Source organism: Rhizobium hidalgonense (assembly GCF_005862185.2).
Taxonomy (GTDB): Bacteria; Pseudomonadota; Alphaproteobacteria; order Rhizobiales; family Rhizobiaceae; genus Rhizobium; species Rhizobium hidalgonense.
On record NZ_CP054027.1, the window covers coordinates 4,038,929 to 4,052,560 of the forward strand.

General features: G+C 62.1%; 15 protein-coding genes. 9 read left to right on the forward strand and 6 right to left on the reverse strand.

Annotated elements, in window-relative coordinates:
• The first annotated feature begins 140 nt into the window (after nucleotides 1-140).
• From FFM81_RS19665 to ybaK, 3 genes are all read left to right on the forward strand, one after another.
• Complete coding sequence (locus FFM81_RS19665) at nucleotides 141-1,202, forward strand: succinylglutamate desuccinylase/aspartoacylase family protein (protein WP_003570949.1); 1,062 nt, start codon at nucleotides 141-143, stop codon at nucleotides 1,200-1,202.
• A gap of 102 nt (nucleotides 1,203-1,304) precedes the next feature.
• The gene (locus tag FFM81_RS19670; protein ID WP_097533732.1) at nucleotides 1,305-1,655 is read left to right on the forward strand and encodes an ArsC family reductase; all 351 of its coding nucleotides are present in this window, start codon (nucleotides 1,305-1,307) and stop codon (nucleotides 1,653-1,655) included.
• Between the two features lie 3 nt (nucleotides 1,656-1,658).
• Entirely contained in the window at nucleotides 1,659-2,132 is a 474-nt protein-coding gene (ybaK, locus tag FFM81_RS19675; RefSeq protein ID WP_003570955.1) for a Cys-tRNA(Pro) deacylase, read from the forward strand.
• Between the two features lie 2 nt (nucleotides 2,133-2,134).
• Here ybaK and FFM81_RS19680 read toward each other — a convergent pair whose 3' ends face one another.
• Nucleotides 2,135-2,578 carry a MarR family winged helix-turn-helix transcriptional regulator gene (locus FFM81_RS19680; RefSeq protein ID WP_037092517.1) on the reverse strand — a complete coding sequence of 148 codons (444 nt, stop codon included), beginning with the start codon at nucleotides 2,576-2,578 and terminating at the stop codon, nucleotides 2,135-2,137.
• Nucleotides 2,579-2,657: 79 nt separating this feature from the next.
• Here FFM81_RS19680 and FFM81_RS19685 point away from each other — a divergent pair, with 79 nt between their 5' ends.
• Both FFM81_RS19685 and FFM81_RS19690 read left to right on the forward strand, forming a co-directional pair.
• Nucleotides 2,658-3,341, forward strand: coding sequence for a glutathione S-transferase family protein (locus FFM81_RS19685; protein ID WP_003570959.1), 684 nt, complete (start codon nucleotides 2,658-2,660; stop codon nucleotides 3,339-3,341).
• A gap of 249 nt (nucleotides 3,342-3,590) precedes the next feature.
• Nucleotides 3,591-4,844, forward strand: coding sequence for an aminopeptidase (locus FFM81_RS19690; protein WP_138385381.1), 1,254 nt, complete (start codon nucleotides 3,591-3,593; stop codon nucleotides 4,842-4,844).
• Here the strand turns inward: FFM81_RS19690 and FFM81_RS19695 are convergent.
• Complete coding sequence (locus FFM81_RS19695; protein ID WP_003570962.1) at nucleotides 4,792-5,703, reverse strand: EamA family transporter; 912 nt, start codon at nucleotides 5,701-5,703, stop codon at nucleotides 4,792-4,794. The two genes, FFM81_RS19690 and FFM81_RS19695, sit on opposite strands and share 53 nt — an antisense overlap.
• Before the next feature lie 81 nt (nucleotides 5,704-5,784).
• Between FFM81_RS19695 and FFM81_RS19700 the strand changes: the two genes are divergently transcribed.
• Nucleotides 5,785-6,282, forward strand: coding sequence for a MarR family winged helix-turn-helix transcriptional regulator (locus FFM81_RS19700; protein WP_025417547.1), 498 nt, complete (start codon nucleotides 5,785-5,787; stop codon nucleotides 6,280-6,282).
• Here the strand turns inward: FFM81_RS19700 and FFM81_RS19705 are convergent, their stop codons facing one another.
• Together FFM81_RS19705 and xseA are read right to left on the reverse strand one after the other, a co-directional pair.
• On the reverse strand, nucleotides 6,283-6,876 hold the full coding sequence (locus FFM81_RS19705) for an NAD(P)H-dependent oxidoreductase (protein ID WP_138385380.1): 594 nt from the start codon (nucleotides 6,874-6,876) through the stop codon (nucleotides 6,283-6,285).
• A 2-nt stretch (nucleotides 6,877-6,878) separates the two neighbouring features.
• Complete coding sequence (gene xseA / locus FFM81_RS19710) at nucleotides 6,879-8,459, reverse strand: exodeoxyribonuclease VII large subunit (protein WP_128398633.1); 1,581 nt, start codon at nucleotides 8,457-8,459, stop codon at nucleotides 6,879-6,881.
• A gap of 319 nt (nucleotides 8,460-8,778) precedes the next feature.
• Here xseA and FFM81_RS19715 point away from each other — a divergent pair, with 319 nt between their 5' ends.
• Complete coding sequence (locus tag FFM81_RS19715) at nucleotides 8,779-9,027, forward strand: hypothetical protein (RefSeq protein ID WP_003570968.1); 249 nt, start codon at nucleotides 8,779-8,781, stop codon at nucleotides 9,025-9,027.
• Nucleotides 9,028-9,050: 23 nt separating this feature from the next.
• On the opposite strand, the gene FFM81_RS19720 is transcribed toward FFM81_RS19715, so the two are convergent.
• The gene (locus FFM81_RS19720; protein WP_138385379.1) at nucleotides 9,051-10,892 is read right to left on the reverse strand and encodes a hypothetical protein; all 1,842 of its coding nucleotides are present in this window, start codon (nucleotides 10,890-10,892) and stop codon (nucleotides 9,051-9,053) included.
• 161 nt (nucleotides 10,893-11,053) lie between these two features.
• Between FFM81_RS19720 and FFM81_RS19725 the strand changes: the two genes are divergently transcribed.
• Both FFM81_RS19725 and FFM81_RS19730 read left to right on the forward strand, forming a co-directional pair.
• A complete protein-coding gene (locus tag FFM81_RS19725) occupies nucleotides 11,054-12,061 on the forward strand; it encodes a glycosyltransferase (RefSeq protein ID WP_138385378.1) in 1,008 nt (335 codons plus the stop codon).
• Nucleotides 12,058-12,435: a GtrA family protein gene (locus FFM81_RS19730; protein WP_025417542.1), complete on the forward strand. Its 378-nt coding sequence runs from the start codon at nucleotides 12,058-12,060 to the stop codon at nucleotides 12,433-12,435. The genes FFM81_RS19725 and FFM81_RS19730 overlap by 4 nt, the downstream gene beginning before the upstream one ends.
• A gap of 104 nt (nucleotides 12,436-12,539) precedes the next feature.
• Here the strand turns inward: FFM81_RS19730 and FFM81_RS19735 are convergent, their stop codons facing one another.
• Complete coding sequence (locus FFM81_RS19735) at nucleotides 12,540-13,526, reverse strand: Gfo/Idh/MocA family protein (RefSeq protein WP_025417541.1); 987 nt, start codon at nucleotides 13,524-13,526, stop codon at nucleotides 12,540-12,542.
• Between the last annotated feature and the right edge of the window lie 106 nt (nucleotides 13,527-13,632).

Consider the following 13,632-nt stretch of genomic DNA (forward strand, 5'->3'; position numbering starts at 1 on the left):
CAAAATCGTACCGAGTGGCCGCTGATTCAACCCGTTTCTTGCGCGCAAGTTCTTTTTTTGTTCCGATCACGGCCTTGTGCTGGCCGGATTTATGTCCATAAAACTCGGATAATCTATCCGATTGCAAGCGGGACCAAATCATGGACGTTTCAGAGATCACCATCCCGGGCGATACGCCGGGAACGGAATGGCGGCTGCCGGTACTGCGCTTCCAGGGCCGCGATCCGAAGGCGCCGAAGGTCTATATCCAGGCGGCACTGCATGCCGGCGAGTTGCCGGGAACCGTGGCCTTGCATTTCCTCTGTGAGAGGCTGCGGCAAGCGGAAAGCGAAGGCGGAATTGCCAGCGACATCACCATTGTGCCGCAGGCCAATCCGATCGGTGCGGCGCAATCGCATTTCGGCGACCTGCAGGGCCGCTTCGACCTTGGCTCGCGCACCAATTTCAACCGGGATTTTCCGCTGATCTCCGTCGCCGATCGCGCCACGCTGCTGGACGATCTCGATGATTACCCGGCTACCGATAGGCTGAAGCGGCAGTTGCTGCATATGGCACTCGGCGCCGATCTTGTCCTCGACCTGCATTGCGACGATGAGTCCCTGCAATATGCCTATATCGACGAGGCCTTCTGGCCGGAGGCAGCCGATCTCGCCACCGCGCTCGAGATGGAGGCCGTGCTGCTTTCGGATGGCGAAAGCTCGGCCTTCGAGGAAGCCGTCGGTTTTGCATGGAAATATGAGGTTCCCGGCGAGCGCCGATCCTGGCTGCCGGGCAGGCTTTCCGTCACTGTCGAGCTGCGTGGCAAGCGCGATGTCGATCCGATGCTGGCGAAGCGGGATGCGGATGGGCTCTGGCGTTTCCTGGCCGCACGAGGAATCGTCGGCGAGGAGAAGGTGCTGCCGGCCGCGTTTTCCGGCCCCGCCGTGCCGCTCGACAATGTCGAGATTCTTCGTGCTCCCGAAGGCGGTGCCGTGCTCTTCCATCGCAACATCGGCCAAAGAATCGCCGAAGGGGAACTTCTGGCGACGATCGTCAGCCGGCCGGGGCAGCCGGGCGGTAGCATCGACTTGCATGCCCCGCAGGACGGGCTGGTCCTGACCCGAACGTCCGACCGGCTGGTACGGCGACGCGGTGACCTGATGAAGATCGCCTGCGACGGCCCCAGTAGCGCCTTGCGCAAGGCCGGCACGCTGGAGAATTGAGCCGCGCCAGTACCGATGCGCTAGGGGATAAAAGGCTGCACGGCGTTTGCGCCGGCCTTCGCCCATGCTATCTCGCTGCCATCACAGGGAGATCGATCGGGCATGGCCGTCACCATCTATGGCATCAAGAATTGCGACACGATGAAGAAGGCCCGCAACTGGCTGGAAGACCACGGCGTCGCCCATGAATTTCACGATTACAAGGCTCTGGGCATCGACCGCGCCCATCTCGAGAGCTGGATCGATCAGGCCGGCCTCGACACCGTGCTCAACCGTGCCGGCACGACCTTCCGCAAACTGCCCGATGCCGAGCGCGAGAACCTGACCCGGGAGAAGGCGATCGCGCTGATGCTCGACCAGCCGTCGATGATCAAGCGGCCGGTGCTGGAGACGAAGGGCAGGCTGCTGATCGGCTTCAGGCCAGAAGTTTATGCGGATATGTTCAAGGGCTGAGCAATGTCCAAAACCACCCGCGCCACACAGCTTCTTTCGCAGTCAGGTGTCACCTTCTCCGTTCATGCCTATGAATACGACCCCGGCGCCGAGCGTGTCGGGCTGCAGGCGGCGGAAGCGCTTGGCGAGGCCCCGCATCGGGTGCTGAAGACGCTGATGGCCGAAGTCGACGGCGGGCCGGTCTGCGTCGTTGTGCCGTCGGATCGCGAAGTCAGCATGAAGAAGCTTGCGAGCGCCTTTGGCGGCAAGTCGGCCAATATGATGAAACCCGCAGATGCCGAGCGGCTGACGGGCTACCATGTCGGCGGCATCAGCCCCTTCGGCCAGAAGAAGAGCGTGCCGACGGCGATCGAGGCATCAGCCCTTGCCGAGCCGCTCGTCTATATCAATGGCGGACAGCGCGGGCTGCAGGTGCGGCTCGATCCGAAGGATGCGTTGAAGACGCTGAAGGCCATCGCTGCGCCATTGATCGCCTGATATCAGAGAAAACGGTCGAGCAGGCACGCGAGCATCTTCGCTTCGCTTTCGGCAAGCCTGCAGCCGATATGTGTCTCGATCGATTTGCCATAGACGCCCCACATGCGCTCGCGCAGCTGCCGGCCATGCTCGGTGATGACAACCCAGCGGCCTCGCCCATCCCTGGCGAAGACTTCGCGCCGGACGAGCCCCTCTCTTTCCAGCCGGTCGATCAGGCGGGAAAGATTATATTGCGCAAGCAATGTCTGCTCTTCGATCTCATAGGGACGCAGCCTGCCATCTTGCGCGCGCGCCAATTCCCACAGCACGTCGTACCAGGCAAGCGGCGGCATGCCGGCCGCTTTCAGATCGGCTTCGATCGCCCCGAGCAGACGCTCGCGGGCGCGGATGATGCTCGTCCAGGCGCGGGTGGAGGCTTCGCTCGGCTCTACTGTTTTATGCGACATCAATGCAATTACATCTACCTTGAAATCCGCAGCAAGCGACATTAGATGCATTTGCATATATAATGTTGGGAGATTTCCTATGAGCAAGCTTACCCTCATCAGCCATCACCTCTGCCCCTATGTGCAGCGCGCCGCCATCGCGCTTCTCGAAAAGGGCGTGGCCTTCGAGCGCATCAACATCGATCTTGCCAATAAGCCGGACTGGTTTCTGAAAATCTCGCCACTCGGCAAGGTGCCGCTGCTGCGGATCGAGGAGGCGGATGGCAGCGAGGCCGTGCTGTTCGAAAGCAGCGTCATCTGCGAATATCTGGAAGAGACGCAAGCGGGCGCCGCCCTGCATCCGGCCGATCCGCTGACCCGCGCCCGTCATCGCGGCTGGATGGAATTCGGCTCGTCGGTGCTCTCCGACCTCTGGGGTTATGAAACGGCGCAGGACGCGGTGCAACTGGAGACCAAGCGCCAGGCGCTGATTTCCAAATTCACGACGATCGAGGGCGCGCTGACCGATGGACCCTATTTCGCCGGCAGCAGCTTCAGCCTTGTCGACGCCGTCTTCGCGCCGGTCTTCCGTTATTTCGATCTCTTCGACACGCTCAGCGATAGCGGCATTTTCGACGGGCTCGAGCGGGTCAAACGCTGGCGCACGGCGCTGTCTCAGCGGGCGAGCGTCAAGGACGCCGTCGGCGCGGATTACCCGCAGCGGCTGATGGAGTTTCTCGAGAAACATAGCTCGATCCTGCTCAGGCAGTCTGCCGCCGCTTGAGGCCCGCCGCGCGGCCGGACCGACTTCCGGCCGCATCAATTTCGGCAGCGGCGCACTTCATTTTCGCCGCAAACGGGGCTAAGTCTGCCAACCTCTGGAGCGGTTCAGCTTTCACGGAAGCGCAGAACCGCTCCAATCTTTTGGATTCACGCAATTCCCGGCAAAAGCGCTTCGCGCTTTGCCTGAGAAAACCGCTTCGCACTTTTCCTGGAATTGCTCTAGCGTCGATCACAGAAGGCAGGTTGAACCATGACTTTCATGCCCCAGAGCCAGAATACCATTGATCCCGACAAGCTGGACAAGCTTGCCGAAGTTGCCATCAAGGTCGGGCTGCAACTGCAGGAGGGTCAGGATCTGGTGGTCACCGCGCCTGTCGTGGCGTTGCCGCTCGTCCGCCTGATCACCAAACACGCTTATCAGGCCGGCGCCGGGCTGGTGACCGCCTTTTATTCCGACGAAGAAACGACGCTGGCGCGCTATCAACACGGCAGCGACGAAAGCTTCGACCGCGCCTCCGAGTGGCTCTATGAGGGCATGGCCAAGGCCTATACCAACGGCGCGGCCCGTCTGGCGGTCGCCGGCGACAATCCGCTGCTGCTGTCCGGGCAGGATGCCGGCAAGGTCGGCCGTGCCAATCGCGCCAACTCCGCCGCCTATAAGCCGGCGCTGGAAAAGATCTCGAATTTCGACATCAACTGGAACATCGTCTCCTATCCCAATCCGTCCTGGGCCAAGGTGGTTTTCCCCGACGACCCCGAGCCGATCGCGATCGCCAAGCTCGCCAAGGCGATCTTTGCCGCCTCGCGTGTCGATGTCAGCGACCCGATCGCCGCCTGGGCCGAGCACAATGCCAATCTTGCCAAGCGCTCCGCCTGGCTGAACGGCGAGCGCTTCGCCGCACTGCATTTCAGGGGACCCGGCACCGATCTGACGGTCGGCCTTGCCGACGGGCATGAATGGCATGGCGGCGCGTCCACTGCCAAGAATGGCGTGACCTGCAATCCGAACATCCCGACCGAGGAAGTGTTCACCACGCCGCATGCGCTGCGCGTCGAAGGCCATGTGTCGAGCACCAAGCCGCTTTCGCATCAGGGCACGCTGATCGACGATATCCAGGTGCATTTCGAGGGCGGGCGTATCGTCGAGGCGAAGGCGTCGCGCGGCGAAGAGGTGTTGAACAAGGTGCTCGATACCGACGAGGGCGCGCGCCGGCTCGGCGAAGTGGCGCTGGTGCCACATTCCTCGCCGATCTCGGCCAGCGGCATTCTGTTCTACAACACGCTGTTCGACGAAAACGCCTCCTGCCATATCGCGCTCGGCCAGTGCTATTCCAAGTGCTTCCTGAACGGCGCGACGCTGAGCCAGGAAGAGATCAAGGCGCAGGGCGGCAATTCCAGCCTGATCCATATCGACTGGATGATCGGTTCAAACAAGGTCGATATCGACGGCATCACACCGGATGGTTCGCGGGTTCCGGTGATGCGGCAGGGCGAATGGGCCTGACCGGCATCGTCGCGCGCTGACTGAACCAGACGCCGGCAAGCACCATGGCGAAGCCGGCGATCTGCGCCGGCGCCAGGCTCTGGCCGAGCGCCAGCCAGCCGAGCAGGGTCGCGACAACAGGGCTGAGAAAACCGAGCGAGGCGACCGCCGAGGGCTCGATGCGCGACAGGCCGCGAAACCAGAGCAGATAGGTGAAAGCCGCGCCGATCAGGCCCAGATAGGCGATGCCGGCAATGTTTGCGGCGCTCGGTGCCGGCAGCGACGGTTCGAGCAAAAGCGCGAAGGGCAGCAGCAGGATGCCGCCTGCGGTCAATTGCCAGGCGGTGAAGGTGAGGTTTGACACCGGCGGCGCCCAGCGCCGCGTCAGCACCGTGCCGAAGGCCATCGAGACGGCGCCGGCAAGCCCGGCGGCAACACCCACAGGATCGAGCCCAGCCTTCGGCGTCAGCACCAGCAAGCCGACGCCGGCCATGCCGGCAAGACCCGCCAGCACGGCAAGCGGCCGGATCGGATTGCCGAGAAAAAGCCGCGATAGCGCGATGACGATCAGCGGCTGCACGGCACCGACCGTTGCAGCAACCCCGCCGGGCAGCCGGTAGGCCGAGACGAAGAGCATGGCCCAAAAGAACGAGAAGTTCAGGGCGCCGAGAATGAAGGCCCTTCCCCACCAGAGGCCGGTCGGCAGCTTCCGAACAATCAGCAGCAGCAGCAGGCCCGCCGGCAGGGCGCGCAGCAGGGCGACCGTCAGCGGATAGCCCTGGGGCAGGAAGGATGTGGTGACGAAATAGGTGCTGCCCCAGATGGCCGGCGCCACAGCGGTGGTCAGCACGTCGCCGAGGTATCGCGGATTTGTCTTCATATCAAGAATCTCTAGTTCAAGATAAATTCAGGATAGCGTATTTTATCTTGACGTCAAGATGTCCACTGATATCGATAGGGAATGGCCAAAGAGAAGCAAGATCACGTCGACAGGATCCTGGCGCAATGGCGGCGTGAGCGGCCGGATCTCGATGTCGAACCGATGGGCATCCTCGGGCGTCTGAAGCGCCTTGGCACTCATCTCGGCCGCGAGGTCGAAGTCGTGCTGCTGAAACACGGACTTTCCACCTCGGCCTTCGATGTGCTTGCCACCCTTCGCCGCTCCGGCGCGCCTCACCGGCTTTCGCCGGGCGAGCTTCTGGAGATGACGATGGTCAGTTCCGGGACGATGACGAACCGGATCGACCAGTTGGAGAAGGCGGGCTTCGTCCAGCGCATCCTCAACCCGGAAGACAGGCGCAGCGTGCTGATTGCGCTAACGGACAAGGGGTTCGCCACTGTCGAAGAGGCGGTCGACGCCCATGCCGCCAACCAGCAACGGCTGACGGCAAATCTGAGCGCTGCCGACAAGGCGGAACTCGACCGGCTGCTGAAGAAATTCCTGTCGGATTTCGAATAGTTACCAGACGGCGGCGAGGGTTTTGCGGACGCGTTCCAGATGCGCCCTGCGCCTGGCTTCCTTCGTGCGGTCCATGTCGTGCAGGCTCAGCATGCGGAAGACGAGCTTCTTCGAGCAGAAATTGGCGATGCCGCGTTTCAGCAGGCGGCGAACGGGATTGCCCATATAGAGATGCACCAACCACCAGGGTGAGCCCGTCGTGGTCAGCGCATAGAGCAGCCGGATATTGATCAGCTGCGGCACGATCCGACCACCGTCGGCGTCATGCGTGAAGGCCACACCTGGCGCGAAGATTCGATCGAAGAACCCTTTGAGGATGGCCGGAAAATTGAACCACCATTGCGGAAAGACGAGAATGAGACCTTCAGCCGCCTTCAGCCGGGCAACGATATCGGCCACATCAGAGGTGTCGTAAGGCGTATCGAAGTAACCGCGGCGTTCGGCTTCCGAAAGGCGCGGATCGAAATCCTCAGCATAGAGGTCGATGAAATCGACAACATGGCCGGAGGCTTCCAGCGCTTCGCGAGCCGTGCGCGCCACTGAGGCGGCAAAGCTGTCCGGCAAAGGATGAGCAAGCACCAGCAGGATCCGCATTCTCAGAACAGACTTCCCTGTTTGGGTGCATTGGCAGATTTTGCGCCGCGCTTTTTGGCGCCAGCGGGCGGAACGCCGCCTTCCGTGGTCATCGCGCCGACACGGCCATCGGCGAATTCGATGGCGATTCCCATGCCGGCGGAGAGTGCCGCCGCCTGCGAGACAGGCCTGTTATCCTCATCGCGAATGACGGCGTAGCCGCGCTTCAGCACGTTCTTGTAAGAGAGTGACTGCAGCACGCGGTCCTGCGCAAAAAGCTCGGCACGGGCACGAGTCAGTTGGTGGCGAATGGCCGTATCGGCATGGCGAGAAAGATTGCCGAGACGCTCGCGGGAGCGGTCGGTTTGCGCCTTCAACCGCACCGGCAACGAGGCGAGGATGGCCTCGGCGCGGTCGACACGGGATGTCGAGCGATCGATCAGCCGTTCGACCATGCGTTCGGCCCGCACCATGCGCTCGTTGAGCGTCTGGCGGCGCTCGGCGATGCGATTGGACAGCACATCAGGGCGCAGATGCGAGGCGACACGCTCGAAGCCGCGGCGTTTGTTGATGGTGTTGAGTTCCAGTCCGCGGCCAAGGCCGGCCGCCGCCTCGTCGAAACGCCGGCGCGGCAAGGCGAGCAGCTGATCGAGCGACGGCAGAGCCCGCATCAGGGCGCGCACCGACTGGCGGCGCTGATCCATCTGCCGGTTCATGCAGCCCTGCAGCCGCGCGGCAAGGGTGGCGGCCTGCGCCTCGAGCTCCGCCTTGACCGGCACTGCCATTTCCGCAGCCCCTGTCGGCGTGGGCGCACGGACATCGGCGGCATAGTCGATCAGCGTCCAGTCGGTTTCGTGGCCGACGGCCGAGATCAGCGGTATCCGGCTTTCGGCCGCAGCACGCACGACTATTTCGTCGTTGAAACTCCAGAGATCTTCCAGGCTGCCGCCGCCGCGTGCGACGATCAGCACGTCCGGACGCGGGATGGCGCCTGAAGGTTCCAGCGCGTTGAAACCGCGGATGGCATTCGCCACCTCCTCGCCGGAGCCCTCGCCCTGGACCTTCACCGGCCAGACGAGGACATGCACTGGAAAACGATCCGAGATACGGTGAAGGATATCGCGGATGACCGCGCCGGTCGGCGAGGTGACGACGCCGATCACACGAGGCATGAAGGGCAGCCGCTTCTTGCGGGCGGCATCGAACATGCCTTCGGCGCCGAGCTTGCGCTTGCGCTCCTCGATCAGCGCCATCAGCGCGCCGGCGCCGGCCGGTTCCAGCGTCTCGATGACGATCTGATATTTCGAGGAGCCGGGAAAGGTCGTCACCTTGCCGGTGGCAATCACTTCCATGCCCTCTTCCGGACGGAACTTCAGCCGCGAGAAGGTGCCCTTCCAGATGACGGCGTCGATGCGCGCACGATCGTCCTTCAGCGAGAAATAGGCATGGCCCGAGGAGTGCGGGCCACGATAGCCTGATATTTCGCCGCGCACGCGAACCTGATCGAAGGCCGTTTCGACGGTGCGCTTGATCGAGCCGGAAAGCTCCGAAACCGAATATTCGGCAAGGTTGGTCGGCGAATCGCTGTCGAAGACGTTGCTCATCCCTTCTTTCTATGTCGATCGGCAGGAAACTGGAAGGTCGCGTCCGCCGACGAAGCCTGTTTTCCCGGCTGTCGAGCTCGTTGGCGGCGGCCGCAGTCTGCGCTACTCATCGTCTGGATGCGGTCGCGGAGCTTGGCGGATGAACAGTGAAATCGGGTAAATCCGTTTGGTTGCGGAACGCATAGTTACAATGCGCGTTATAGACGAAAGGGATTGCTAACCACCGCAATTCAAAGGCTTTTCGGCGGGCATTGCCGGTAAGTCTTTGTTAGCTGGCGCTTCCTATGCTTCCCCTCGTTATCTCTGGGAAGGTGCTGAAATGATTACTCTCACAGCAGCAGCATTGGGCATCAGCGCCGGGCAAACGCGCTCGGCTGCCGCGATCGCGTTGATCGCCGCGCTCATTGGAATAACCTTCGCGTTGGCGGCGATAACCTCGCCCGGCCCGGTCTCAATCCTGGCCTTCGTCTACGCCGTCCTCGGCTATAATGGCGGCCTCATGCTCTTCGTGCTCGGGCTCTATGCCAATACGCGCCTTCGCCGCATGACGACGCGCGTTTCCCACTAAAGGATTGGCCAAAACTGCCGGCGTCAATTCGCCGCCGGCCGATAGCGAAAGAACTGAACGCCGACGTTCGCCGCCTTCGGAAGCGGCGCCAGATAGGGCGGTATATTTCCCTTGCCGAGTTCGGCATAGAGCCCATCCGGTTTCAACTTGGCAATCTCTCGCGTCTGTAGATCACCGGGACAGAAGCCAAGCACCGTCACATCAGCCCCCTTCAGGAAGGCTTCTGCCTCCTGCGGCTCCGCCAGCCCGATGTGCAGTTCCGTCAGCATGCCGCGCTGATTGCGGTGGTAGGGCGCGGAAAGAACCCGGTTTTGCGTAAAACGGAGGATCGGCACGCCCATTTCCGAGGGTGCGGAAACCAACCCGGCCGGAAGACCGGCAATCGGCGCCAGTGCCTGCCTCGATGTGCAGGAAAGCACCTTTTCCGCCGCCTGCTTCTGCGCGCCATTGCCCATCTGCAGCGAGACAAGTCCGCCGCCGAGAGCCCAGGCGGCCGGCACGCTTGCGAGGACAGTCACGATATAAACGAAGGCGGCGGCAACGTTCTCGCTGTCGCTATTGGAGATCCGCCGGATATCGATGATCAGCAGGGCAAGTGGCAGAATGGAGAGTAGGTTCGAGAAAGTCGAGCCGCGCACCTGGACCAGCGCAATCGCCCAGCTCGTGGCCAGCAGGAAAAGCAGGACCAGATGGACCTGCATGCGGTCGCGCCGAACGATGCGGAAGATGCAGACCGCGATGCCGAACAGGCCGGCCGCATAGAAGCCACCGATGGAGAAGGGATCGGTGCGAGCAAGAACGAAGGCCGACTGTGCTTCCGACACATTCCTCAGCCAGAGTTCGACCAGCATCGGATCAAGACCGGCGAGCGGATCGCTCAGGCATTGCGGCGCAATCACTATCGCCGAACCGAAAACACCGGCACCGACCAGGCCAAGCGCCGCAAAGCGCAACAGCCGATGCAAGTGGCTCGTGACGACCGCCGAGAACAGCAGCAACCCGCCGCCGATTGCCGCCAGGCTGTAGTAACCGAGGGAGAGATTGTCGCAGGTGACCGTCGAATAGAGCCGGGGCGGAACCGTTGCGACAAAGAGAATGCTGATCGCAATTGCCAGCGCCAAGCCGAAGGCCTTCGCGGCGGCGGCGAATTCTTCCCCTTCCCACGCCCAGAGTAAAGCGATGGTCAGACAGACGGCAGCGACGAACGGCGTCGTCTCGGCGCCGATGGCGATGGCAACCGCGGCCGCCACACCGGCAATCGCATAACTCCAACCGCGCCGATGTGGATCCAACAACATCGCCACCATCGTCGCAACCAGCGCCAGCTGCGCATTGTGATGATCGATGGCGCCCGGCGCGAAACGGTTGCCGGTGTAGATCGCAAGACCGGTCATGCCGAGACAGATATGCATGCCGGCAATACCGCCGATACGCCGCCCGGCAACGGCCATGGCAAGCATGGCGGGCAGGACGAGCGAAACCGGCCAGATGGCGAGCGCCAGGGCCTCGGCTGTCTCGTGGCGCGCAAACAGGCCGAAGAACCAGACCAGCGAAGCGATCGGCAGATCGATCAGCCGCGACCAGTGCATCAGCGTGCCGCCACCGAGGCCGAGGCGATATTGCATCAGATCGAACCATCCCTGCCCGGCGAGAAAATCGCGGACCTCGATGAGACGCATTCCGTCGTCATTGTCGGGACCGACATAATCGGTCGCGGTGGAAAGCTTGGCGACGAGGAGGATGGTGGCGACAATAACGCTATAGGCAATGACGGTTGGCCACAGGCGCATCATCAGCCTCCCCAACCCGCCCCTTCGGGCGGCGGTCACGGATGCGGCATTGGCGATCGGCTGCACGGCGTTCATCGTGGTTAGCGCTTCGTTTCCAGATGGCCGAAGCTTAGCCGTCGCCGATCAAGAAAGTGTAAAGCCGATTGCGGCAGCGGCCGATTTTGCGCTCGTCATAGGGTCTTATTAACGGCGCGTGATTTAGGCTGCGTGCGGCTTTAAGTGTAACGAGTAGAGTCATGGCCCGATCGCGTACCGATAACCCGAACATTGCCGTTCTGCTTCCCTGTTATAACGAGGCAGCGACAATCGGTCCCGTAGTGCGAGGCTTCCGCGCGACGCTGCCGGAGGCAGCGATCCACGTCTATGACAATAATTCCACCGACGGCACCGCGCTGCAGGCGATGCTTGCCGGCGCGCAAGTCGCACGCGAACGGCGGCAGGGCAAGGGCCACGTCGTGCGCCGTATGTTCGCCGATATCGACGCCGACATATACATCATTGCCGACGGCGACGGCACTTACGCGCCAGGCGATGCCGAAGAGCTGGTGCGGACACTGCTGACCGAGCGCGCCGACATGGTGGTTGGAACCCGACGCGGCGTTCACGCAGATGCCGGCCGTCAGGGCCATGCGCTCGGCAACCGGCTTTTCAACCTGCTCTACCGGACGATCTTCGGCCCCGACTTCACCGATATCTTTTCCGGCTACCGCGCTTTCTCGCGCCGCTTCGTCAAGAGCTTCCCAGCGGTGTCAGGCGGTTTCGAGATCGAAACCGAAATGTCCGTGCACGCCTCCCGGCTGAAGCTGCCGGTCAGCGAACTGGAACTCGATTACGGCCGCCGGCCGGAAGGCTCGCATTCCAAGCTTTCGACCTTCCGCGACGGCGGCAAGATCCTCTGGATGTTCGCCATGCTGATGAAGGAAACCCGGCCTTTCGCCTTCTTCAGCACGATCAGCGCCACCTTCATGCTGGCAAGCCTCGGCTTCATGGCGCCGGTGCTGGCGGAATATTTCGCAACGGGCCTCGTCAGCCGCATGCCGACCTGGGTGCTGTCGATGGCGCTGATGATGATCTCCTTCATGCTGTTTACCGCCGGCGTCATCCTGGATTCGGTGGCCCGCGCCCGCGCCGAACAGCTTCGTATCCACTATATGAGCCTGGAGACGCCGAGCGCGGTCAAGGCGCCTCTCAGCCAAACAGCGCCCGTATCGCGCGCGCGTCCCGGCAAGGCGGATGCGGCATGAGAAAGCTCATCCGCTTCACTATCGCCGGCGGCATCGGCTTCCTCGTCGATGCCGGCGTCCTGTCGGGGCTGCTCCATCTGACGCCGCTCGGGCCTTTTCTGGCACGGCTCGTCGCGATCGCCCTCGCAATGGCGGCGACCTGGGCTTTCAACCGGAGCTTCACCTTCGAGCGCACCAGTCGTTCTCTTGCCGCTGAAGGCTTTCGCTACGGTTCGGTGGGGGTAACGGCAGCGCTGGTCAATTACGGGCTCTATTCGGCGCTTCTGCTGTCGCTGCCGGCACTACAGCCGCTTGCAGCCATGGTGATCGCCAGCATCGCCTCGATGGTCTTCAGCTTCTTCGGCTATTCGCGCTTCGTCTTCCGCGCCGAATAATTATAGCGCCGCGCGCCTTTTTCGGACGCGCAAAGGACGCTGTCACACCTTGAATCTGCCGATAATCCTTTCCGAAAATCGATTCCGATTTTCGGGGTTATGCGCTAGACCGCCTCCCAGCCGTCCTTCTCGCTCGCCCGGTAGATCGCGTCGATCACCTTCTGGTTCAGCTTCGAATTTTCCAGCGTGACGATCTCTTCCTTGCCGTCCTTGACCGCCCGCGCGAAGGCCTCGACCTCACGCTTGTACTGGCGGCTGTCCTGGAAGCGGAAGATACGCGATTCATTGTGGCTGCGGTCGGCGAGCTCGATCTCCTCAGGCCCCCAGCGATTGGCGTTGAAAGGCGATTTGACCTCGATATAGCCGTCGGTGCCGTGAAAGACCATCATCTGGCGGTTGGCCATTTGCGTCGAGATATAGAAGCTCAGCTCGAAATCGCCGAAATCGGCCTTGACGCTCGAATAGATATCCGTGCCAAAATCCAAATCGCGTTCGGTGATCGCCTGGATCCGCAACGGTTCCTTGCCGGTAGAAAATCGGGTGCTCATGACAGGATAGACGCCGATATCGGGAAGGCCGCCGCCGCCGAGCTCGGGAATGTTGCGCATGTTGGCGGCATCGCGGTTGAAATAGGTGAAGGCGCCCTGCACATGCCGGAGCGAACCGATTGCACCCTGGTCGATCAGCGCGCGCACCTTCAGCCAGACCGGTGAATAGGTGATCATGTAGGCTTCGGTGACCACCACGCGGTTGCGATCGCGGGCGGCGATCACATCGTCGATATCGCCTGATTTCAACGCAATCGGTTTTTCGCAGAGCACGTGCTTGCCGGCATCGGCTGCTTTGATCGTCCATTCTATATGCTGCGAGGTCGGCAGCGGGATATAGACGGCGTCGATGACGTCGGAGGCCAGCATCTCCTCGTAGGAACCGAAGGCATGCGGCACGGAGAAGCGGTCCGCCATCTCCCTGGCGCGTGAGAGATCACGGCTTGCAATCGCCGTGACGACGCAGTTTTCGGCGTCCTGGATTGCGGGAACGACATTGTCGCGGCCGATCTTCGCCGTTGAAAGGATACCGAAGCGCAACATGATCAATCTCCCAAAGCTGATGTCCGCGAACCTTATTCAGGCCCTAGCTGCAGCGCAATGGCGCGACTGGAAATCACGGAAGTTTGGTTTCCCTGATCCCGGGATC